This is a genomic window from Paracoccus mutanolyticus (assembly GCF_003285265.1).
In the GTDB taxonomy this organism is placed as follows: Bacteria; Pseudomonadota; Alphaproteobacteria; order Rhodobacterales; family Rhodobacteraceae; genus Paracoccus; species Paracoccus yeei.
Genome location: NZ_CP030239.1, coordinates 2,988,185 through 3,009,175, shown reverse-complemented (window position 1 = coordinate 3,009,175; position 20,991 = coordinate 2,988,185). Strand labels below are relative to the sequence as shown.

The window sequence follows — 20,991 nt, the reverse complement described above, 5'->3', positions numbered from 1 at the left end:
TCGCGGAAATTCCTGCGGCGGGGCCTAGCCCTCCACCATCGCCTCGACCTGCACCACGCCATGCACCGACACGCCGTCCGGATCATCCATGATCCTGACCAGGGACACACTGATCGGGTGCATGGTCAGCACCGACGTGTCGGCCCAGCCGCTCAGCGCGGCGGCAACATCGTCGGTCAAATCCTCCAGCACGCCCTTGTTCGACTGGTTGTGCCAGATGTCGATCTGCAAGGTGATCTCGCGCGCCTCGATGCACTGCACCGACGTGTCGGACCAGTACGATGGGCCGAGCGTGGCATAGGGATGAACCGCCGTCTTCGTCGCCCGATCATAGAGCCGGCCCCCGAGATCGGGGACCTGATCGATGATGCGGTCGCTGACGATCTGGCGCAGGGTCCGGCCCGCTTTCATCCTATCCGCTCCACCAGCATCTCCAGGAAGGCGCGGTCGTCGCTTTCCCGGGGATCCTCTTTGGCCTCGAACTCGCGGCCGTCGATCCGGACGCGCCAGTCCGACGTGATGCGCCGGGTCAGAGTCGATGCCCGCACCGTGACGATGGCCGGGCTTTTCGACGCCAGTCGGGCCTGCATCACGCTCTCGCCGCCCCGGAGCCAGCGGACATGGCACCAGACCGTGCCACGGTCCGCCCACGAGTGCACCACCTGGCGATCCCGATCCAACGCCTCGATCGGCTCGAGCAGAGTGACGCGCTTGCTGAGCTTTGCCGCATCCATCTCAAAGCACGCCACTGATCGTAACAACCGGCAGGCGATAGAACACGCGATGCCTGGCGAGCAAGGCAAGGATCGATGTCGGCGGCACCGCCTCCTCCGTGTCGTTATCTGGGTTCCCAATTGGGCTGCCTGGAGGAGCTGAATTAGCCTTTCCCATGGACGGTCGAGGATGCCGGCTGCGCAAGCACTTCGCCATCAGGACTGAAGTATTGGTCTGCGCCTGGAACTGGACATGCGGCTTGGTTCACAGCCGGCCTCATGGTAGAACGGGCGGTCCTTGTCATGAGCGTGCGTTGTGCAAGTCGCTCACGNATCNCTGAATAATGCCAGAANTTNNTAAAGCCAGCATNTGCCANCCNNGGTCCTNTCTGCATCGTCTCCTGNGGGCGAGNCTGGCNGCCGCCGGTCGGCTCCTGAGCGATACCGACGCAGCCGCCATAGCTCTAGCGGCATCACGGTTCTCGTTTCGTTCGACGCGACAAGATCGGACGCGAGGTAACAGGAGGAGGAAAGACCCACATGATCAAGAAACTCGCGACGGCCACCGCATTCTGTGCGCTGATGGCAGGCACGGTTCAGGCCGAGACCATCGGCCGTCGCGACAATTCCCCGCATGGACGTTGCCGGCTTGGCGTCGGGCATCGCAGCCTCGTGCCCTTCACCAGCATCCCAGAAAGCGAAGTCCGGGCGCGCCTCACACGAGCTCGGCTTGGTTCGCCCTTGTCGAAGGTCAGCCGCTGGCCTTCGACACCGGTACTGCACCGAATGGACCTTGGTCGGTAGGATGGAAAGTTAAAGCAGCCACGCGCTTCTCGAGTGCGGGATAACATCCTCGGGCGTTACGCTGGCAGCCGGCTTTCGACGACGGCGACGACGCGCGACAGCGGCCTCCAGCGCCTCGGGATCCAACCGGCAGCCGGGCACCTCGGGCGGCAGGTCGACGCTGATGCCGCGCCGCTCGCCATCGGGCAGGAGCGCCAGCACGATGTCGCAATGGCCGCGCGGCACATCGGGGTCGACCGGCTGAACAGCGCCGGCCAGCGCAAGGCCAAGCGCCGATCGCAAGCGTTCACGCCTTCGTCGCGCATGATCTGGGTGCGGTGGCGCTCGGTTGCGCATCTTCACGATATCGGCTAGCTCAGAGCCGAACTGCTGCGGGCTCAATCATGCCGCCTCCACCTCTCGGCATCGAAGCGCGTTCAGCCAGCAGGCTCGTTCCTCGGCAGCGGGTTGGGCGTTATCCGCGCTGGATGAGTGGTGCCTTATCTTCGTAACATAATTCAACGGGTGGGTTGGTATGACTTGGCGAATACCAGAATCACGACGTCCATCCAGGCTGTATTCTGTTCTTGCAGGGCCACTGTGTTTGCCGGATTTCGGCGCAGTCAAACCTGCGCCGCATCTCATTGGGCGAGAAGATGCCCTATGGCCTTGTCCATGACTTCCATCTGGGTTACGGAGTCCATGCGCAGCAGGCCGTCCAGATCGCATTCGGTCCCGATGTCCCTCAGCCTATGCGCTGCCCTTCATCGCGGGGTCGTCGTTCTTGCTTAGCCTCGTCGGGTCTGGGGGTATGCTCTAATATTCGACGTTCAGTTTTAGCGCCTCTGTCGCTGGCCAATCCGCTATCTTGTTACGCTGCATCATCGGACAACTGCCGATCTCGTGCGCTCGGCGTCCTCGGTTGAGCTGTTCGATCATGTGGGCGTCGGTCGATTCATCGCCAGCGCCTCGTATTTCTGGCCATCACCCGAGACGGCAATCGTTCCGGCATCGCGCCCCGAATAGCCGTTCTTCGCACGTCTCTTCAGCCGTTCGGCCATTGACCCCGGAATCGCGCCAGGCGCTGCTGGAGCCTGCTCAGGGTCCGACGGAATCGAGAAAGATCGGCAGGTTGAGAAAGGACGCCGCCTGGCCCAGGGCGAGGTTCAGCGCGATGCCGATGGCGACCAGAACCAGATTGCGGGTGGAAAAGCGGTTGGATGTCATGCCTGGGGTTCCTTTGGCGGGGCCGTGCATGGCGTCGTTGCCAGATGCAAGGTTGTCCGGCATGGACCTCGTAAAGGCCGAGCCATCATCGCGTCAGCGGCTTAACCCGATCGGGTCCAGGCTGTGCATCTGCGCGACGACGCCTCGATTGCTCGACCTTGCAGCCGTTCGTTGCTGCCCGATGCTTCGACAGTGATGCGTTTTGCATGATCTGGAATCGCAGTCTGATAGGTGTTCGGCTTGCGATTGTCCGGAGATTTGCCGGGTTCGACGTCGGTCCAGATGCCCTTGTCGTCTTGCGCCACCACTTGGCGCGCTACTGGGCGATAGTCGCGCGCGATCAGCGTCATGCAGGCTAAGACAGCATGAACGCCCGGACAGCTCTCCTTGTGCACTTCGGCGTTCTTCTTTGCGGTTAACGCAGCAACTTCAATGGTTTTTTTCCAGTATGCAGTTTCAACCAACCGCCACGAGCCGGTGGCGGGTAAAATCGCACAAGCGGCGGGGGAGATTCCGCTGTCGCAGCGCCTGAACGGCACCGGCCCAGCTGCGGATCTTCTCGCGCAGCCGGCTGCGTCCCACCCGTGATAGGCACGGTTCCCGACAACAGCCTGGCCATTCGCGCGCAGGGCGTCCAGGGCGTCAGGTTCGCTTCTTGCCCTCGGCCGCCTCCATGTCGCTGCGCTGATCGCCGAGCTTGCCGAGCATGCGGCAAAGCGCGGTTCAGCCGCCCGCATGGAGCGGTCCATGTAACCAGATTTCTTCATTCCTGCCTCCTTGGATTGTTGTGTGGCGTAAGTCGTTGTGCTGGGGTGATGTGATGAGATCAGGGGGTATCGGGAGCATCGGGCGCCCCATGTCGCGCCGGTCAGGATGGCAATTGCGGACTCGCGGCGACGAGACCAGTTGATGAACCGCTCCACGCGGATCGACAACCGAGTTGGTCTGGAACATCGACACCAGCGAAGTCGCGCCCGTGGGCGTGTCGCTGTTGTGGGCGGGGTTGTCGGCCATCTCCAGCGAGGCTTCGCGCGACTTATCGACCTGCATGGCGCCTTCGTCCTCCAGGTAATGTCGCTGGCTTTCGCCTGCTCCACAGTCGCCGAGTCGGATGTAGTCAGCCACGATCGCCGCTACCGGGTGCCCCCGGTCATCCGGGCTACCGCCAAATTCCGGCCTCGGCCGGCGCGGTTTCCAGGCGGATCGACAGCGCCCGGCGGGACAGTTCGCGTGCAAAACTCATGTCGTAGACTCCTTGTGGGCCGCGAGAAGGCGCCGTCGCGCGCGAATGTCAGCGCGGATCGGCCAGCATCGTGCCGGTCGGCACATTCAGGCTGATGGTGTCGCCCCGGTGGGAATCCCGCAGGACGCCGTCGTTTATGGCGGAATAGAAGCCGATCAGCCGCGCGCGATCGCCGAGGCCAGGCGTCGCGCATCGGCCTTCAGCGGCCGGGCAGGAGCGGCGAACAGTTCCTCGGTCACGCTGGCCGCTTTCGGACTGTCCGAGCAGTCAAGGATGGTCGGCGGGAAATAGAAGCCCGCACCGTCGGGCGTCTTGCCGCCGGTCACCAGCCTGTGCCCTCGCCACCGTCACGCTCCACCACCGACAGGAAACCGTGCAACCGCAGGGCGGGATGCGCGCGGATCGCTTCCAGAAGCGGCCAAGGATGGCTGCTGCCCGAGGTTTCGATCAGCAGATGCGTGGCGCGTGCGCCGACCTTGTCCACGGCCCTTCACCTCGTTGGTGTCCAGCCCCTGCGCGCCAGCTGATGCTGCCGAAATGGACGACTGTTCTTCTTTCAGCGCCTTGGCGTCGGTGCGGACGCCTCGCATCCAGTTTCGCCAGAGCCTTGACCTTCGCCAGCCTGGCGAAGCCGATGTCCTTTTCCAGCATCTCAGCGGCTTTGACGGTCGCAGGAACGGTCGGATCGCGGCTCGTCGGAAGCAGCCTTGGCCGACGACCCGTCGATCGGCTTGGCGCCAGCGGCGGCATCTTCCCATCTGACGCTGCCGCGACAGGTGTTTTTCGACAGCCTCGTTCTGGGATTGCATTTCATCGAACTGGCTTGAGCTTGGCGTCGAAAATCTCGCCCTTCTCCGTCGACACCTCCTGCTCGGACACCAACCCTGGTCGAGCCGGAATCCTCTGCCGGAATATCGGTTGCTGGCGGTGGCTCCGCCTGTTCGCTCCGAGAAGACGGAGGAGCCTCCTCCTGTGCGATGACGGGCAGCGAAGTGACTGGGAGAAGTGCAGCGATAGCGATCGCGCAAACCACGCGACTAAAGGCAGTGGAGCTCACGGCTAATCCTATGGTAATCAATTCACCTTGAGGTTGTGAGCCGCTCACTGGGCAGGCTGAACGATTGCAGCGGCCTGCTCGGGCTTGGCTGCGAATTCGGTATCGGCCGGGTCGCGGAAAATGCGTCGACCGCACATCCTCGGAAAGGTTCAGGTTTTGGCCCATCTCGCAAGGCGATCGGGTTGGCAGGCACTCTCACCGCAGCATTCCCTGAAGTTCCGTCGCCTTGAACCGCCAGCCCCAGTGCTTGTTACGCTCCACGCTGTTCAGGGTCCGAAGTGAACCCGCGCTTACCGCTCGCAGAACGCCGGCCTGAACAGCGGCCCGAATTTCGTCCAGGCGCTCGGAAATGCCTGCCGGTAGCCGGTCAGCTTTCCGATCAGCTTGCCGCCCTGAACCGAACATCGGTCCAATGCCCGACGACAAACGAATGTTCGTGCCCGAACTGCGCCATCGGTTCTTGGCGAAATGGCAGAGCTATGCCTGCCTTTCGACCTCGATGGGTCGCCCATGCGGTCAACCGGCATCATCGCTCGATGCTCGCTGCCGAACAAGCTGCCCAGACGCCCGAACATACACGACGCTCTTCCTAACCGGTCAGTGGCACCATCGTGGAAACCTACCTGCGGGGCCGGGGCATCACCTCCGACCTGCCGAAGAGTCTGCGCTTTCATCCCGATTGCTGGCATCCCAGCGCTCAGCGTGCGCCTGCCATGGTGGCCCGGATCGATGGACTTCCCCGGCTGGCGGTGCATCGGACCTACCTGCGCCATCAGCGCCGAGGCCGTCATGCCAGAGCGATCCGCCACCAGCTTTCGCTCAGCAGTCTGATGGCGTTCACAGGAAGCCGTCCTGCGGCGCTCCGATCACCAGCCCGTTCTCTGGCGTAATTTCCACATCAGCCAAAGCGTTGATCCTGGGCGCCTGGCGGCTGGGGGCGGTCTATCAGCCGCTGTTCACCGCCTTTGGTCCCAAGGCGATCCAGCACCGGCTGGAGACCAGCCGCGCCAAGCTCGTCGTCACGAACAGCGCGAACCGTCCGCTCAAATCACGCAGCAGCGCCGCGTGCCAGCGCCGTGCCAATTCGTCAAAGCCCTCCTCAACCAGCCCCTCGGGCCATTGCGGGTAGGGATAAAGATAGGGCCACAGCAGACGCCCCTCGAACACGTCCCCGCCCGGGCTGTTGATGTTCACCACGACCTCGCGCTCTCCCGCCGCCCGCAAGAGGGCGCCGACACGCCGGCCGGTGATGCCGTAACCGTCCCAGGATTCGCCGATCACGTCCATCACATCGATGACGAAGGGGCGGCCACCCTGGCCTCGCCTGCGGCCTTCGCGCTCCTGGCCCTGGCCCGAATCGGAAGTGCTATCATCTTCCCGCGCTTTCTGGTCTCGGAGGTAGAAGTTGGCCGGGTGCAGGTTGACCGCGGCCATGATCTCGCGCCGAAGCACCGGCAAAAACACCGGCTGCTGGCTGATCGACCCCATGCCGGGGAGCGATTGCTCCACGGATTCGGCACAGATCCTCCGTGCCCCGGCCGCAACGGCTGTGCGTGGTCATGTGATTCATGCGATTTCAGACGGCAAACAAGCCTGACTCGGTATCCATAGGTAACATGGTTGCTAATGGCTGTTGACCGAACAGACACAGGTCATCGAATGAGGAATGCGTCCTCTGGCTGCAATGGCACACGGTATTGCTGTCGGCCGCAACAACCTTGAAGCGCCGACCGCGTGACCGGTGCTGAGCGTGCGCTATGCGTCTTGGAGCGCAGCAGGATGATCTCGTAATCCTGCGGGCTTTCGCCGAAGATGGTGAAGGCGTCGCCATCCACCGCGAAGGCGAAATGCGACACGACCGAAACCCGGACACGCCTCGCTCTGGCTGACAGACCTGTACTGGAAGAACTATGCGGATGTGCTGAACAACAGCACGCTGCGCGGCTATATGCTGAACTCGCTGATCATCTCGTCCGGCAATGCTGTGCTGTGCACGACGCTGCTGGGGTTCCTGGCCTGCTATGCGCTGACGCGGTTCGACCTGGGTTGTCGCCCCGAAAGATGAACAGCTGCAAAGCAAGGGCTGACGCTTCAGCTTGATGAACGGTTGCGGCAAAGGTCGATCTAGTCCGCGCCGCTGTTTTAGACGATCTTGCCAGTCAAGGCATGCGGTGGACCATTCAGGCATCAGCTATTATTCACCGCCAGTTTGGGGCCATCGCGGGAGATGTTGAAGGACTGCAGACCCGCCGCTGGCGCTGCGCCTTCTTGAAAAACGCATGAGGATCCTGTGAGCATCATCGAATTCCAGAGGACCTCGAAGCATTTCGGCGATCTGAAGGTGCTGGATCAGGTCGATCTGTCCATCAACGAAGGCGAAGTTGTCGTCCTGATCGCCTCGATCATCTCCGCCCTCGCTATGATGCGTCGACGCAGCGCCAGTTCATCGAGGAGGCGGAAAATCAGTTATGGCTCTTGTCGACAATCTGATCGGCGTGGCGTCCGATAAGGTTGCAGCATCACTGAGCGATTCTGGGCTGCTGTGGAACCGCAACTATCTGGATCGGTCAGAGCCTTGCTGATCAAACCGCGAGTCGGGGTGAGCGTTCCGCTGTTTTACAACCCGGCTGCTTTTGTCAGATTGACCCTGAACCTGTCGCGTCGTCGCTGATAGCGTCGGGTCATGTTACAGGCGCGGCGGGGGCGCGCCCTCGAATGTGTTTTGTGTGGAGGACCACCGCCGAGACCCGGCGCGGGTTGCCGGCCCCCAGGCCGGAAATCTACCGCCCCACCCCCCTCCTGTGTATTACCCAAATGTCAATGGGAAATAGCACCCATTTTCGTTGTCATTTGCAACACTCGGGCATGTTCCGCACCGATCAGCCCCCCATCCGAAGGGGTTCCGAACTGGCCGCAGGCCCAGATCACAAAAGCCGCGCTGATTTCGCCGTCGTCTGTGTGCAGGATGAGTCCGTCATCCGCCGGCTCCAACTCCCGCACCTCAATGCCTTGTCCCAGAATAGCCGAGGGTCGCCGGCGGGCGCTGTGATCGGCCTTCCGGGGTCGCCGATATGCCGATATGTCGCCGATATGCCGAACCAGCTGTGGGTCAGCGATTTCACCTATGTCTCCAGCTGGCAGGGCATGGTGTATGTCGCCTTTGTCATCGACGTCTTCGCCCGAAAGATCGTCGGTTGGCGCGTCTCGACATCGATGGCGACCGGCTTCGTCCTCGATGCCCTGAACAGGCATCGGCGCAGCGTCCTGCGCTTGAGCGTGGGCAGAAAGGCCATGATCGTGTTGTAGACGCCGAAGGTGTTGACGCCGAAGACCCATTCGATGTCCTTCAGCGTGGTCCTGGACAGCGGTTCGACGAAACCGACGCCCGCGTTGCAGATGACGTAGCGCTGGATCGTCATCGACGATCAGGATTGGTCAGTCATCACCTTGGCATGCGACGGTTCTAGCGGATTTCCTTTGCCGGCGCTCCGTCAAATTTGTGACGAAATAGTTCAGGCGGACCGCGCCTTCGAACGTGCAGGTTGCGCCTTGCACGGCATGATGATCAGCAGCATCAGCCAGGTGGACTGCACCAGCAGGTCGCGTTGCCGCTCGGCGACATCGCCCGAGGGCGACAGGACCTCCATCTTGCAGGCGGCGCCACGTCCTCGTCGTCAATGTGCTACATCACCATAGCGCGAAAACCGGTGAGCGACATTTACCTGGCGGCTGTCAGGTCTTTGCTCGTGGCGACATGACGCCGGAGAAGCTGCCTGAGAGCGCCATCCGCCACGGTGAAGCAGAACAAGCCGCATGACGCCGACGGCATCAACGTGGGGTATCACAGTCCACTTCCTCGGTGTGCCGCGCGTAATCGACCAGTCCGTTAGCGTCATGTCCGATCGCTCAGCCAAATGAATTCCGCACGGTTGCCATCGCTAGCTCGTTTGGGTGGCCAGGGTTAATGGAAACCCCGCCCTGCTCCGGGACCGGGCAGGGCTTCATTCAAGGGTCAGCACCCGTCGTAATTTTTCCCGCCACTTGCCGTAATGGTATAAGTACCGCCGCGCGGCCCTACGTGGCAGACGCCGGAGGCGCGGCTTGCGCGAGGCGCTGTCGCCTGTCTGGTGATTGCTCTCCGATAGCTGGAAACGCTGCTCCTGAGAGTCTTACCCCATTCACATGCGTTGCCATCCCCATCTCGATCCAGTCCATGGGGGTCTCGCACCGGGCCTCCTGCTGCCAGGAGCCAGTATCGCGGGCCTGGCCTAAGGCACCCGCCAAAGAGCGGAGCCAAACAGCCCGGCGGCATCTCGGCCCGTCTGGGATATGGCGGACGCGATTCCTGAACCTTTTCGGTATCGCATCATACCGCCGGGCTTATCGCCTTGGCGGCCCCGGATGTGCCAGCCTGCGCCCTGTCGAACAAAGCGACCGCGCATCCCCGCAACAGGGCCGGCAGGCAGCCCGCGTCCGACTTCACGACGGCACAGGTACTGGCGCAGCGAAAATGCGGCGTAAAAATCCACCCAGACATGCTTAGGGCAGTGATTAGTTGTAAATGGCACTTTATTATTTTATTTTTTAGTTCTTGCTCGGGCTGCGTCGATGATCATCTCGCCGGATCTGGCCGATGATCTGTTCCACGTGGCAAGTTGGTTTTACGGTGTCCACGTCATGAACAATGACGCGATCTGGACGACTCCATGCGCGGGGTCGCAATATGTCGGCCAGCGGCCGCACCTGCATCTGAGCGGGCGCGGCTTCACCCTGCGCGAGGAGGTCGCCTGTCGTCCGCGAAACTCAAGGTATGGCGGCTCGGGCGTGAAGGCGCGATGGCGATCCGCTTCGCGAAGCTTCGCGAAAGATTTCGAAGCCACAGGGGAGTTGGCCGCGTGGCCCTCCGAACGCACACTGAACGCCGAAACTGGAATGTTCCGGAGCCAGATCGGTCGGGCCGTCAAGGCGCTCGAAGAGAACGGTCACCTGGTGGTGCACCGCCCTGAAAAGCATCAGCTTCGCGGTGAAGGCTAGACCAGAGATGACGGGCGCTGTTGCCGGTTTTCACACGCTCCGGAGGTATCTTGCGTGGTCCGGGGAACTGTCCGGCTGGCGCGTGGCCGTTGATCATTCCACGCAGCCCCTTGCCCGGGCGGCCCAGAAGCGGGCATTATCTTGCCTCGTCGCAATCTTGCGGTCTGCCATCCTGCCACGCGATGATCTTGCCACGTATGTCCTGTGAGCTTCCCCGGCGATTTCAGCGGCTGCCATCTTTTGGCGCTGAACCGCCTGAAACGTCTCGTTGATTATGGCGTTGCCCTCTGGCGTTTTGGACAAGCTCGGCAGAGAGTCTAGGAAGCCTTGCACGTCCTTATCGGACGACGAGCCAGAGCCTGCCGGTCGCATCATCGGGACTAGTCGAGAGGTTAGCATTGCCTGATACGCTTGCAGGGACAGCGCTCGCGGCCAAGACGGCCGGAGCCAGCTTGAGGATGTCGCGCCGCAACATGCGTCACCCCCTCCCCGAATCGCGCTTGTCTTGCCCCCTGTTCAGGCTTATCGCCGTGTCAGAGCGAAGGTGATCAGATCCTCTTGGGCATCCGGTGCGATGCGCGCATATAGACATAGCAGGTGCGTTGGCCGTTGGCTGTTACCGAAAGCGGGCGGTTCTCGCCGTCATAGGTCATGACCTTGCCGTTCAGCCCGGTCGTCATGTTGCCGTTGGCGTCATAGGCAAAGGCTTGTGTCACGCCGCCCGCCACGACGCGCCGGGGCTCCTATCACGCCGTGCGCGGTCCACTGACCCGCGACTTGGTTATGGCGAACGGCGGCATCTGCCCCGACGTCTATGGCGACCCGGCCTGCCTGCGCCATTCCCTTGCGGGTAACTCGGGCTCCACAGTCTGTCCTTCCGTGCGTTGGTGCGGCCACGGGTCTTGATCGTGGCCCAGCGTCCACGGCCTGCGGAGTTGCGGCCGACGGTTTCGGTCATGCAGCGGCTTCTCCTCACCTGTACGGTCCTCTCGTGGACGGGGCGGCTCTGCGCTTCGCCCGTTCTTTCAAGCGCCGCACTCAGGCGACCCTGCGCTATGCCCTTCGGCGTGGTCTTTTAGTATCTTCAAATGCTTTTATACCTGTCAGCGGGAACGGTGTAGGTGTGAAGCTATGTAGAGATACCACAGGACTTGGCAGCAGGCTTAACCCCTGCCATGTCTTGGAAATTCAGCGCGGATGCCCGATGGCACCAGCCTAGCCGGAAAAACTTCCGCTCCGGGACGCTGAAGGTCTTAGTGACGCTGCGGGCGTCTTTGCGGGCTGCTGTCGCCTTGGATGAACCTTCCGAGCGCATGTCGTCTTCGGGATGTTTTACGCCCTTACACTGGTCACGCTTGCCCGCGGGCTGCGTTCTCTGACGCGCAGCGTTGTTTGGAACGGCGGTCATCGGGCGCCGGCTTCTTCAAGATGATGCGGCCCGGCTCCGCGCCGCGCTCATGGCGTTGAAGGCGGCGAGGATCGCGCTCCTCCGAAACCGCCATCATGCCAGTGAAGCCTGAGGAAGGTGAACCCCGAGATGATGACCCCGAAGCACGGGCAAGTCTTGCCGCTCCCCCCGGCGAGGTAAGCAGGGGATAGGGATTTGCTGCCATCGTTCGAGCATCTCAAAAACCCCGCTAGCGCGTTGGCCGCCCCGGGTGCGCGGGCCCGTCCGCTCCAGCATCTTGAATTGGCGCAAAAGACCATCGCGCAGTATCTAAGGAAACGGGTAGAGGACAACAAAGAATGGAGCATATTCATGGCGAGGAGCCCTTTCGTAGATGGTTGGGTTCATCGAAGCCGCAGGGATGGCCGTCCCGGCGGCTTCATTCGTTTCAGGCTCGCGCATCTTCACGCTCCATTGCCTGCCGGATCAGGTTGATGATCAGGTTGTTCATCGACCGATCCTCAATTCTGGCCTTCATCTTCACCTCCATCGTCGTCGATCCGGGCGACACGATCCAGACCAAACGGGGGGTCTTGGGGTCGTTTGACTGCCAGCCTTTCTTCTAATAGCAGGTATCGTGGGTTGCGGATTGCCTGTCAAGCAGCCTGTGTAGGCAATGGAGGCCAGGGCTGATTCTGCGCGCGGCCGGTCCCCGTATGGCGTACGGTCATGGTGCCGGACACGATGTACGGCGCGTCTGAAGGCTGCGGCCGAAACAATCGTAGCATGAACGCCGAGATTGTGGCGACGCTGGTGGATGAAGTACCCTGGCCAAGGCTGGATGTACAGCGCCCTGAAGCAGGTCACGACCGAGAACGTTGCGCAACTGAAGCCGGCCTGGGTTTATTCGACGGGCCTCGACAGCGGCCACCAGGCGCCACCGATGGTCAATGACGGCGTGATGTTCGTCTCGAAACGCATGTGAAGGTCCTGATGAGAGACTCTGTTTTGCCGATATGGCTGAGCGCGGCGGCAAAACGCCTCGACCTTCTCCCGAAAGGATGACCCATGTCCCTGATCGATCCCACCCGCTCGCTGCTTCTGCTGATCGACTTCCAGTCCCGCCTGATGCCTGCCATTCATGAGGCCGAATCTGCCCCTCATCGGCAATGCCGGCCGGCTTCTGGAAGCAGCCGGGCCGCTCGATGTTATAGCCTGGCGGCGGCATCTATGCCTACATATGGATGGCACGACGCATCTTGCGGAGGTTAGCTATGACCGGCCTTGAACTGACGCTCATCATCATGCCAACCGCCGGCCTGATCATCGGCGGCTTTCTCGTCTGGTATCGCGGCACTGCAAATCCGATCCGACCGTGCTCGCCTGATGATGGGCGGCGCTGCTATTGTGTATCTTCTTCGGCCTCCCCGCCCTGATTGCAGCTGCGGGCTGGGGCGCTGTGCTGCTCAACGACTGGATCGATCGGCGCAGCAAGCACCATCCGGCCGAGCAGGTCCACCCCCTCACGCCCCCCGTCTCGGCCAGCCCGCGCAGCGTCGCAACGACGTCCTCGCCTCGGTCGCTGCAGCGCACGTCGAGCACCCCACATGACGATTTGGTACTGAAGGGATGCACCAGCTCTGAAATCTGCGATCGGACGGCCACGAGCCCTGCCAGCGCAGCACCGCTCACGGCGTCACGGTCGGCTCGTCCTGGCTGCGGTCATCCAGGTCGGTGGGGTCGGCTTCCATCGGCTCGGGAACCTTCGTCAGCCCGCCCAGTAGAAATGCAGCGCGGCGGACATAGCGCACGGTAGACCGCTTCGGCCCGGCACCAGCGGCTGAACACGTCGCACGGGGAGAGATGCCGCGGGCCTGAACGGATCGCCCCCCACACCAATAGATCAGGTCGACCCCCAGGGTGCAGATCATCAGCGCGATGGGGAAATGCACGGCCATGGCGTGCAGCGGATGGCCGGCGACCGCGATGGCCGAGTCGGTGGACTTTTCCTCGACCTTGGCGATCACCGGGTTCTCGTCGCTGCCATGGTTTTCGCGGCGGGGATCCCTGAGACTTTAGCCAAGCCTTCACTGATGCATAAACACTCACTTCTTGCGCCTCAGCTATATTTTTTATTTCACCACCGGTTTTGCTCGTCCTCCATCCTCGATGGCGCTTGGACCGCTTGCGCTTCCTGCCAGGCAGTGCCGCGTTGGCGATGTGACGGCTTCCTGCAGCGCAGTCAACCCCATGATCTCAAGCGCACCGCGCGTAGCATCGTCTGCGGAGGTCGGCATTTCTGCACCACACCACTGCGGCAAGGAACGAACTATGGCTAAAATCCCCCAGATCAGCGCCCCACTCCCATCTTCCATCATGGCCAAAATCTCGAACCCTATGCCAATCGCCAGAAAGCCTTGAGCCTGCGTCATGCCACACCCCACCACATGGACAGGCGCGAGGAAGACGGTGAGCTAGATCAGTACGATTGCCAGGGCGGTCATGCCGTCGCTACTCCGAATTGCCGTAGAGGACCGGCCTTGCTTTTCGACTTCCCCATGTAGCCGCCGACCCCGGCTATGCCGCCCCAGCGGCCCGCTCCGAGGCGCTCAAGGTGCCCGTGCTTCGACAGCAAACGGTAGACGTAACCCTGCGACACCCCGGAAGCATCGGAGACAGTCTTGACTCTTGTAGGCGGCGCTGCCACGCCAGATCGCGCGGCGCCCGCCCTCTGCCGATCCCGAGCTTTTTGAGGTCGCCATTCCTCTCCAGATGGCGTTGCGTTTGTACAGCACATCACCCATGTGTATATGTTGCCTAACCGAACTGTGGACCGCACCGTAATAGCCTGGCCCGTTCCAGAGATACGTGCAGGTCATGCCTTTCCCTTCGTCTGCCGGATGATCTCGGCGACTGCTGGCCGATCCATCCGACCACCTGGCAACCTCGGCATTGCTTATCGCGGCGCCATCGCCATCGCCATGCATTGCGCTGGTCGCGCCGCTTCTCTTGTCGGGCGACAAGCTGGGCGAGGCCGTCTACATGACCGTCGGCTTCATCGTGCTGGGCGTCAGCTTCGGCCAAAGCTCGGGCCGCCGTCGCCTCCTGTTCAGCCCGATGCGCGCATTTCGATGACCTGGGGCCGGATGGCATCTCGGCCGTTATGCGGAAGGGCAGAACGGCTCCTGATCGTCGCGCACGGTCGGAGAGATGCGCCCGCGCGTGGCGTCTCCGGCGCGGGCGGCTGCTTCGCGATCCGCATCGCTGGGTGTGGCGTCATGGGGCAGGGGTGGGTCCAGGTGGTCATGGGCCCCCTTCGAAATACGGGTTGGAGGAATATATGGAGATCATGAATGGAGATCAAGTATCTCAACCTGGCATTGTGATCTCCGCTCGGCGTGTGGGAGGCCGGCCTATCCGCCCAACCAGATCCGGTCGTAGGCCAGCCCCGCCTGCGAATTTCCGGGATGGCTGCCGTAGCGCGCGAAATACTTCTGCCTGAGGGGCAATCCGATCATGTCGGTGTAAAGGCGTTAGTCGTGGCCAGAGCCAAGCAGCTCGCGGACGCTCTTGATCTGGACTTCGGGGATCGACGAGGAGCAGAAGCCCCGCAAGCTTTCCGGGGTGCTTGACGTTCAACGTGGCTTAGACCAGCTCAGCGCGGGCGCTGCCCGTCAGATCGACCCGGACCAGATCGCCGTCAAGGATCGGTTCGACGCTCAGGACGGTTCGAGGAACTGGTAAACTCGATCAGGGCTTCTGGGCAGAAGCCCAGCTCCCAGTCCTACTGCGCCGCACTCCTCAGGGACCCCTGCCCTACGAAGTGGTCTATGGCCGCGGCGGATCGAGGCGCGTGTCCTTGGCGATGATCTATGCAGGCCTTGACCGATCCGCCTCGGTGGCCACGCCCAGGTTTCGGACGTGTCCGCCAGGGTAGCCGTAGGGCGCCACCACGAGTCCCTCAGGCAGGCCATCCCGCATCGCCTCGAAGGCTGCCGCCATGCCGGCAGAGCCTTTGCCGGCGCCGCTGACAATGGTGCGGCCCTTGGGCGGCTGGGAAGCAGCCACGCCAAGGCAGGGCCCCGGGTCGGAACAGGGCCATAAAGATATTCGGCTCCACCAGTTTTTCCTGCTTCTAGTTTTTTACGATTTAAATCCAGAAGTTAACGCAAATAGTGGCAGGATCGCCTGCTTCATTCTGACCAGCCATTCTGACCACTCCTGTGCTACTGGTTGTAAGGGTAATTACTTCGAGACTTTAGTGTCGATAGTGGTGCGTTGCGCCATTTTCCGACGAGACTTCGGGCCTGACCTGCTGCTCCTTGGCCGGCGGGGGGGGGTGTAGGGGACGGCATCTTGGTCTTCGAGCTGCGGGACGTATAGTTCATCGATTCCGCTTCTTAGGTCTGTCTTCGAGCGCGCAGAATCGTTAGCTTCTGGTGGCTTCTTCACCACGCTCGACATGCTGCGGACCGAAAGCTACCTGCTGTTCTTCCCCTACGACAATTCGGAAATGTATCCCTGGTTCGCCACCTGGTCTCGCGAACAATCTTTCCCGATCCGTCGACTACGCAAACGCTGCTCCGTTCCAGAGGCGCGTAATTCCTGCATAATAGTCCATGGCTGATCCTCGTCTGATGCCTGGGGCCGAAACCAGCGGACCCCTTTCCTCGTTTACACCATCATCCCCCAGAGGACCCAGCCATTACTGGCACTCCAGAGGAGCGCAGGCCCATTACGGCATCTAGAGGTCCTCCCAATTCATAACATGATGCGGAGATACTGCTGCCCAGCCCAGTCAGCGGGTTCATCTTGTGGCTGCTCATTCTGGGCGTCGCTGATGTTGATGATGGCGGCGCCGTCCTGACCGGGGCACCGCTGCGGCGTTTGGGAGAGGAACTGGTCCGCCGTTTTTTGGCAGGCGAGGCAGGCCAGGCCGACTACGGCGGATAGCCGCGGCAAGCTGGCTGCGGCTCCCATGGCGCCGGTCGGCGCGCGGAATCGGCTGACGTGCATGGCGGGCTGCCGACGATGCGCGGATGCCGGTTGCCTGACGATGACGTGGCGTCACGGCGGGCCTGCCGTTGCGGCCCTCGGAGGCGACGATGCCGGTGCGGCCCTGGATCAGCGAGTCGAAGGCCGGGGCGTTGGCAAGCGCGCAGCAGCGTCTGGTACTGCTCGACCGTGTACATGCCTAAAGCCACTTTCCTGTTCGGGGCCCCAGCCACCCGACACCGGACTGCCGGGGGGCGGGGGGCTGCTGCTTGCGATCCTGGTTGCTGTCGTCTGGCGGCTGGGGCGCAGCTCTCAGCGACAGCCGTTGAACCCGTTGGGGCCAGAGAGGCGCCGCATTTGCGGCATGGGGTGTCGGCATGTCAAAGGATGCTCCCTGCTAGGGCCACGATGCGGCGGCTGTCAGGGCCCAGCGGCTAGGATGATCGGGTCGTCCCATGGCTACCTCCGATCCACGCCGGAAGGATTTCAGCCGCGATCACCAAGCCCATCAACTCAAGGGCCATTTCACCAACAGACAGGCCCGCCTTCATTCCAGCGATAGCTGACGCCAGCAAAAGCACTGAAACGGCACACTCTGCATCGCCATTGCATTGCTCGGTGTCAGCCGCGCGATTCACGCGCGCCTGGGCACGAATGCTCTGCATCCCCACCTGCCGAAAAGCGACTGCCTGAAAACGCCCGCATTGTCGTCGTCGTCATGTATGGGCTTGACCCTGCCGATGGTCCGGTATGCGCCCTGTCTATGTCGGGTTTGCCTGGGGGGGGCGTGTGGCCCGGTGCCGGAGAGGGCGTCATTGCGGCGCTCGTGCTTTCAGTCGTCGCGGCCTTCGCGCCAAATGCCGCGCGGATCTCGCTTTCAGTCTCCGGCCAGACACGACCTGCCTTGCTGGAGCCGGACAATGATGCGGCCGTGCTTGGCGCCTTCCATGCCGAACCAAAGAGCGCCAAGGAGGCAACCATCATTGCCTTCGAGTTCGGAAGAATGCTGAGAATAAGCCGGGACCTCTTGGCCAACGCTGCGACCAAGCTGGGTCTCTGGGAACTTCTCAGGCTCGAAGACCGCATGGCACGGCAAATCGGCAGCATCCTGAATCCCGATGCCTATCTGCTGGCTGCGGCGTCTGGGACCGAATTACCTGGAGCAGACGTTCAGCCGCGGATCCGCCTCGACGCAGAACAGGCTTGCTGCCGTCATGGAGCGGCTGCGACAGGAAGCGTCGATTTTCGTCTATACTCGGGGCTGCTGCCTGCGGGTCGAGACGAAACCCTTCAATCTCTTGGCTGGCAATCGCGCTCGCCATAAGCCGCGCGGTGGGGGTCGCACGGTGGAGGGGTTCCGTCAGCGGATGAGAGATCGTGGGGCGCATTACGAAAATCCTGTCAGCGGAGTTGGCGCAATGATCGTGGGGCGCATTGACGGGTCAGTTGGTCGCGAGTGTCAAGCAGAGTTCTCCTGCCTCAGCCTCCTGAGTAGCTGGGACTAAAGGCGCCTGCCACCACACTCAGCCCGAGTTAATGCGCCCCGTCGTTAATCGCGCCCGCGTCATTCGGTCACAGCTGATTCCGTCAAGCTGTTCACGCACCTGGCGCGCGGTGAAATAGTCCTCGTCCCAAAAGGACGAACCGACCGTGCCTCGTAAAGGCGACCGTGCGTAAAGTCGCTTGCTCATGGTTGCCTCACTGATTGGGCGCGGCAACCCGCGCGTTCTGTTTAAAGTTTTAGCGTTTTGAATTGCTTAGTTCATGGACGAACGTAGGTCTGTCGAAGTTGACTGGGTCAGGGTTAATGCACGCCGCGAGAGTTTCGAGGAGAGCGCCCGCAAGGACCGCCCATGAGCAACGCCGGCATATCAAATAACTCAAACGGCCGACAAGGGAGGAGGGTAGCGAGGTGCCGTGGATGCATACCCCAACCAGACCCTGAGAACCGTCTGACCAAATGAAACCGCAGCCCGCGTTGCTGAAGCTGCGCAGACGCTGGTCGAAAATCCCGGACCACCTCTGTTTCGCTGGTCATGGCCGACGCGTCCTGCTGCTGGATGCGGCCGAGGCGCTGTTCGCCGACCACGGCTATTTCGGCGTCTCGGTGCGCGACATCACCGACCGGGCCGGGCTGCGGCTGGCCGCCGTCAACTATCACTTCGAATCAAAGGAGGGGCTGTTCGCCAAGGGAACGGGGAATCGTACTTTCGGCTCGATTGCCGAACTCGGGCTTATCATCGAAAAGTTCGGCGCGAGCAGGAACGTGAAGCGCAACGGCTCGTGCCGGGGATTGGTCAGAAACGCGTTATCGTTTCGCAGCAGAAAAAGCTTTGCATGCCTCCAGTCATGGTTTCTCAAGGCGTGACTATCAAATATCACATCGGACCTCTTGTAGCATCTTAACGAACACCCGAAACAGCTCGTGAAGGCCGTACCCGCGACGCAGGTCTGGAACGACCTAGCGATCGTGACGGAGATCATCGAGGGTGGCAGAAATTTCCTGCGGAGCCGATGTCGACATTTGCGGTTCCGCAGCTCACGGCGATGAGTTGCGCTGGAGTCAGAACGGCCAGTCATTATGCTGCCTTCGCCCAAGTGACTTCGACACCTTGAGGCTGCGTTCCGTCGTCAGTGGGGATGTCGTTTACTAAATCGAATCGCCGCCACCCATGGCCGTTTGCCACTCAGCGTCGGAACGATGAGTTCGAGGATTTGATCAAATGTAACGCTCCTTAAAATTAGGAAAATACGGCAGATAAATTGTGTGGCATGTGAGGCTGTAGCTGTGGCTGAGGCTTCTGGACAGCTTCTTTGGTCTTGACCTGAACACGCGGCCTCAGAAGCGGCAAATGTAGGTCGCTTATCCTACGAGTGGGCTGGTTCATGCGGATAACACCAAAGACACGGCACGCCGATGCTTCCCATTTCCAAGGCACACAACCAGTGCCCACCCCGTACGCCCAGTGTACGCCAGTCACCTTGGTCTTGGATGAGTAAAGTGGTCGAGCAAATGAACGCCGGGAACGCCGGGCTCGACACGACCAAGCAACTTGCAAACGCCTTTGGCGTGTCAGAGATAGCAATGGGAATACGCTTGGGGCCTACCTAAGCGAAGCTCCCTAACCCCAGCCCCGCTCCGGCGGGGCTTCTTCATGCCCGACCGGCAGGTTGACTTTTGTTTATCCGCAACCTATGATTGCGGCGAACAGTCATAGCCGGCCTTCGCCCTCGCGCTCGCCACGGCGCGGTGCGAGAGGTCGCGGAACGTGCTGGCACGGGAGATCCGGCGTTCGCTGGTCGCACATCCATTTGTCTTGACTACAAGACCTCCTCGGCAGCTGTGAGCGAGGCTGGGGTTCGCTTGGGGTTGCCTGGACCCTACAGGCGTAAGCTCCCTAACCCCATCATGCCCGACCGGCAGGGCTTCTTTATGATCCGCAACCTATGAATTGCGCCGTTCATACGAGTTAATAGCCGAGTCATCAGTGCCTTCGCTCTCGCGCTCCCCAAGGCGCGGGGGCTTTTCGTGGAACGTGTCGTGCACCTGCACGTTGAACCAGGTGCGCCGTTCCAGACCCCAATCTCTCTCGGTGCACATCGCCCCTGCGTCTCGAGTTGTCGTCTCCGGCGCAGGGGCGGACCTCCTTAACATTTCATAGACGGTTCATCGTAGCCGTGTCATAGCTGTGATCTGCCTTACGGCAGGGCCCCGCCTGTGCGGGTGGAACCTTGGCGGGGCCAGAGCTCGGATTGGAACCTCACACCCGCATAATCGGCTTATCCCCCGTGGGGTAATGCGCACGGCCCCACGGGGAGCCCCCGGCCTGATGGCCCGGGGGCTTCTTCATGTACGAGCTCGCGGTGGGGCTTGCCCCGCCGCTCGTCGAAGAGATCTTCGTGCGTCATGGACGGCCTGTCTGCGTCAGCCTGACGGATCAGCGGCTGCGATCGAGCTTTTCCTTGTCGCGGCTTGCCTCGGTGTCGTTGCCGAGGCCGCCTTGCATCTGATGGACCTCTGCAACATTCCGGCCCTTGCCCCCATCGCGAAAACGCAGGTCGCGGGGCGGGCGCTGGTCAGCTATGCCGCGCCCGGTCTTGCCAGCCTGCGCGGTCCCGGCACTGCCGTGACGATCCAGCGCTGCGGATCTGAATAGCTCACTCTGAACGCCAGTTATCGCTCGGCGGGCTTTTTGCGGGGTGGGGAGTGGTCAAGGACGAACTATTCCCTGCGCTGGGGATATAGCCCTGGATATACCTGTGACGTTCGCCTTATCGCGCGTGATTGCGACGAGACGCGGCCCGTCTCCTGATCGCAGGCATCGAAGGGAGCCGCAGGGAGCGGGCGCATCGCGGCAAGGTCACGCTGCACTCTTTCCCCGATCGTCTCGCTATGTGATTCGATGGTCACGCGGTTCGATTCCTCGTCTTGCTTACCAAGAGTTGCCAGAAATTCTTGTTCGCGCTCTGCCGCGCTCATGCGCTGCCGTCTTGCTTGGCAGTTCTGGCTGCTGGATGACGGCATCGAACGCGTCAGTTCGGCGCGGACGAT

29 protein-coding genes and 1 pseudogene are annotated in these 20,991 nt (G+C 61.8%); 14 read left to right on the top strand and 16 right to left on the bottom strand.

All coding sequences use genetic code 11. The features are described 5' to 3' along the window. Positions 1 to 24 precede the first annotated feature (24 nt). Together DPM13_RS16375 and DPM13_RS16370 are read right to left on the bottom strand one after the other, a co-directional pair. Positions 25 to 411, bottom strand: a complete 387-nt coding sequence (locus DPM13_RS16375) for a DUF3168 domain-containing protein (protein ID WP_112888417.1) — start codon at positions 409 to 411, stop codon at positions 25 to 27. Continuing rightward, positions 408 to 734 (bottom strand): phage head closure protein, encoded by a 327-nt coding sequence (locus DPM13_RS16370; RefSeq protein WP_112888795.1) that lies wholly within the window; start codon positions 732 to 734, stop codon positions 408 to 410. Before DPM13_RS16370 ends, DPM13_RS16375 begins: the two co-directional genes overlap by 4 nt. Before the next feature lie 519 nt (positions 735 to 1,253). On the opposite strand from DPM13_RS16370, the gene DPM13_RS16365 reads away from it, so the two are divergent. Continuing rightward, positions 1,254 to 1,517, top strand: a complete 264-nt coding sequence (locus tag DPM13_RS16365; RefSeq protein ID WP_112888416.1) for a hypothetical protein — start codon at positions 1,254 to 1,256, stop codon at positions 1,515 to 1,517. A gap of 9 nt (positions 1,518 to 1,526) precedes the next feature. Here the strand turns inward: DPM13_RS16365 and DPM13_RS16360 are convergent, their stop codons facing one another. From DPM13_RS16360 to DPM13_RS21410, 7 genes are all read right to left on the bottom strand, one after another. Further along, positions 1,527 to 1,853, bottom strand: a complete 327-nt coding sequence (locus tag DPM13_RS16360) for a DUF2478 domain-containing protein (RefSeq protein ID WP_112888794.1) — start codon at positions 1,851 to 1,853, stop codon at positions 1,527 to 1,529. A 578-nt stretch (positions 1,854 to 2,431) separates the two neighbouring features. Continuing rightward, complete coding sequence (locus DPM13_RS25375; RefSeq protein ID WP_262983169.1) at positions 2,432 to 2,557, bottom strand: hypothetical protein; 126 nt, start codon at positions 2,555 to 2,557, stop codon at positions 2,432 to 2,434. 37 nt (positions 2,558 to 2,594) lie between these two features. Next, the gene (locus DPM13_RS25370; RefSeq protein ID WP_262983168.1) at positions 2,595 to 2,723 is read right to left on the bottom strand and encodes a hypothetical protein; all 129 of its coding nucleotides are present in this window, start codon (positions 2,721 to 2,723) and stop codon (positions 2,595 to 2,597) included. A 101-nt stretch (positions 2,724 to 2,824) separates the two neighbouring features. Further along, complete coding sequence (locus tag DPM13_RS21425; RefSeq protein WP_189654960.1) at positions 2,825 to 3,490, bottom strand: hypothetical protein; 666 nt, start codon at positions 3,488 to 3,490, stop codon at positions 2,825 to 2,827. After that, positions 3,447 to 3,848: a hypothetical protein gene (locus tag DPM13_RS24065; protein WP_223252110.1), complete on the bottom strand. Its 402-nt coding sequence runs from the start codon at positions 3,846 to 3,848 to the stop codon at positions 3,447 to 3,449. The genes DPM13_RS21425 and DPM13_RS24065 overlap by 44 nt, the downstream gene beginning before the upstream one ends. Positions 3,849 to 4,121: 273 nt before the next feature. Next, positions 4,122 to 4,292 (bottom strand): hypothetical protein, encoded by a 171-nt coding sequence (locus DPM13_RS21415; protein ID WP_189654749.1) that lies wholly within the window; start codon positions 4,290 to 4,292, stop codon positions 4,122 to 4,124. Then, on the bottom strand, positions 4,289 to 4,450 hold the full coding sequence (locus DPM13_RS21410) for a hypothetical protein (protein WP_189654748.1): 162 nt from the start codon (positions 4,448 to 4,450) through the stop codon (positions 4,289 to 4,291). The genes DPM13_RS21415 and DPM13_RS21410 overlap by 4 nt, the downstream gene beginning before the upstream one ends. Before the next feature lie 1,184 nt (positions 4,451 to 5,634). Between DPM13_RS21410 and DPM13_RS27755 the strand changes: the two genes are divergently transcribed. Continuing rightward, the gene (locus DPM13_RS27755; RefSeq protein WP_449579231.1) at positions 5,635 to 5,913 is read left to right on the top strand and encodes a DUF7146 domain-containing protein; all 279 of its coding nucleotides are present in this window, start codon (positions 5,635 to 5,637) and stop codon (positions 5,911 to 5,913) included. A 20-nt stretch (positions 5,914 to 5,933) separates the two neighbouring features. Continuing rightward, positions 5,934 to 6,152 carry an AMP-binding protein gene (locus tag DPM13_RS27750; protein WP_449579230.1) on the top strand — a complete coding sequence of 73 codons (219 nt, stop codon included), beginning with the start codon at positions 5,934 to 5,936 and terminating at the stop codon, positions 6,150 to 6,152. A 523-nt stretch (positions 6,153 to 6,675) separates the two neighbouring features. Here DPM13_RS27750 and DPM13_RS16345 read toward each other — a convergent pair. Beyond that, positions 6,676 to 6,879 (bottom strand): hypothetical protein, encoded by a 204-nt coding sequence (locus DPM13_RS16345; protein ID WP_112888414.1) that lies wholly within the window; start codon positions 6,877 to 6,879, stop codon positions 6,676 to 6,678. A 62-nt stretch (positions 6,880 to 6,941) separates the two neighbouring features. Between DPM13_RS16345 and DPM13_RS16340 the strand changes: the two genes are divergently transcribed. Beyond that, on the top strand, positions 6,942 to 7,088 hold the full coding sequence (locus DPM13_RS16340) for a hypothetical protein (RefSeq protein WP_223252109.1): 147 nt from the start codon (positions 6,942 to 6,944) through the stop codon (positions 7,086 to 7,088). 225 nt (positions 7,089 to 7,313) lie between these two features. Beyond that, positions 7,314 to 7,532, top strand: coding sequence for a hypothetical protein (locus DPM13_RS24060; RefSeq protein WP_223252108.1), 219 nt, complete (start codon positions 7,314 to 7,316; stop codon positions 7,530 to 7,532). Positions 7,533 to 7,840: 308 nt separating this feature from the next. Here the strand turns inward: DPM13_RS24060 and DPM13_RS16325 are convergent, their stop codons facing one another. Next, the gene (locus tag DPM13_RS16325) at positions 7,841 to 8,023 is read right to left on the bottom strand and encodes a hypothetical protein (protein ID WP_112888412.1); all 183 of its coding nucleotides are present in this window, start codon (positions 8,021 to 8,023) and stop codon (positions 7,841 to 7,843) included. Positions 8,024 to 8,098: 75 nt separating this feature from the next. Here DPM13_RS16325 and DPM13_RS16320 point away from each other — a divergent pair. Beyond that, a pseudogene (locus DPM13_RS16320) lies at positions 8,099 to 8,272 on the top strand (DDE-type integrase/transposase/recombinase); the annotation flags it as partial. Positions 8,273 to 8,535: 263 nt separating this feature from the next. Here DPM13_RS16320 and DPM13_RS25365 read toward each other — a convergent pair. Next, entirely contained in the window at positions 8,536 to 8,670 is a 135-nt protein-coding gene (locus DPM13_RS25365; protein ID WP_262983167.1) for a hypothetical protein, read from the bottom strand. Between the two features lie 961 nt (positions 8,671 to 9,631). On the opposite strand from DPM13_RS25365, the gene DPM13_RS16310 reads away from it, so the two are divergent. Next, positions 9,632 to 10,057 (top strand): helix-turn-helix domain-containing protein, encoded by a 426-nt coding sequence (locus DPM13_RS16310; RefSeq protein ID WP_112888411.1) that lies wholly within the window; start codon positions 9,632 to 9,634, stop codon positions 10,055 to 10,057. A 548-nt stretch (positions 10,058 to 10,605) separates the two neighbouring features. Here DPM13_RS16310 and DPM13_RS21400 read toward each other — a convergent pair. Further along, entirely contained in the window at positions 10,606 to 10,773 is a 168-nt protein-coding gene (locus DPM13_RS21400; RefSeq protein WP_189654747.1) for a hypothetical protein, read from the bottom strand. A gap of 1,119 nt (positions 10,774 to 11,892) precedes the next feature. Beyond that, complete coding sequence (locus DPM13_RS25360; RefSeq protein WP_262983166.1) at positions 11,893 to 12,027, bottom strand: hypothetical protein; 135 nt, start codon at positions 12,025 to 12,027, stop codon at positions 11,893 to 11,895. A 258-nt stretch (positions 12,028 to 12,285) separates the two neighbouring features. On the opposite strand from DPM13_RS25360, the gene DPM13_RS21395 reads away from it, so the two are divergent. After that, positions 12,286 to 12,429 carry a hypothetical protein gene (locus DPM13_RS21395; protein WP_189654746.1) on the top strand — a complete coding sequence of 48 codons (144 nt, stop codon included), beginning with the start codon at positions 12,286 to 12,288 and terminating at the stop codon, positions 12,427 to 12,429. Positions 12,430 to 12,718: 289 nt separating this feature from the next. Beyond that, positions 12,719 to 12,880, top strand: coding sequence for a hypothetical protein (locus DPM13_RS21390; protein ID WP_189654745.1), 162 nt, complete (start codon positions 12,719 to 12,721; stop codon positions 12,878 to 12,880). A gap of 252 nt (positions 12,881 to 13,132) precedes the next feature. Here DPM13_RS21390 and DPM13_RS16290 read toward each other — a convergent pair whose 3' ends face one another. Both DPM13_RS16290 and DPM13_RS20075 read right to left on the bottom strand, forming a co-directional pair. Beyond that, positions 13,133 to 13,471 (bottom strand): DUF2231 domain-containing protein, encoded by a 339-nt coding sequence (locus DPM13_RS16290; RefSeq protein WP_112888409.1) that lies wholly within the window; start codon positions 13,469 to 13,471, stop codon positions 13,133 to 13,135. 105 nt (positions 13,472 to 13,576) lie between these two features. Then, on the bottom strand, positions 13,577 to 13,876 hold the full coding sequence (locus tag DPM13_RS20075) for a hypothetical protein (RefSeq protein ID WP_145963443.1): 300 nt from the start codon (positions 13,874 to 13,876) through the stop codon (positions 13,577 to 13,579). Positions 13,877 to 14,453: 577 nt separating this feature from the next. Between DPM13_RS20075 and DPM13_RS25355 the strand changes: the two genes are divergently transcribed. From DPM13_RS25355 to DPM13_RS21380, 5 genes are all read left to right on the top strand, one after another. Then, positions 14,454 to 14,579, top strand: coding sequence for a hypothetical protein (locus DPM13_RS25355; RefSeq protein WP_262983165.1), 126 nt, complete (start codon positions 14,454 to 14,456; stop codon positions 14,577 to 14,579). A 435-nt stretch (positions 14,580 to 15,014) separates the two neighbouring features. Next, positions 15,015 to 15,188 carry a hypothetical protein gene (locus tag DPM13_RS21385; protein WP_189654744.1) on the top strand — a complete coding sequence of 58 codons (174 nt, stop codon included), beginning with the start codon at positions 15,015 to 15,017 and terminating at the stop codon, positions 15,186 to 15,188. 2,077 nt (positions 15,189 to 17,265) lie between these two features. Then, complete coding sequence (locus DPM13_RS16265; protein ID WP_145963442.1) at positions 17,266 to 17,763, top strand: hypothetical protein; 498 nt, start codon at positions 17,266 to 17,268, stop codon at positions 17,761 to 17,763. 636 nt (positions 17,764 to 18,399) lie between these two features. Then, positions 18,400 to 18,807 carry a TetR/AcrR family transcriptional regulator gene (locus DPM13_RS26255; protein ID WP_317616336.1) on the top strand — a complete coding sequence of 136 codons (408 nt, stop codon included), beginning with the start codon at positions 18,400 to 18,402 and terminating at the stop codon, positions 18,805 to 18,807. Positions 18,808 to 20,440: 1,633 nt separating this feature from the next. Beyond that, a complete protein-coding gene (locus tag DPM13_RS21380) occupies positions 20,441 to 20,596 on the top strand; it encodes a hypothetical protein (protein WP_189654743.1) in 156 nt (51 codons plus the stop codon). Positions 20,597 to 20,991 lie beyond the last annotated feature (395 nt).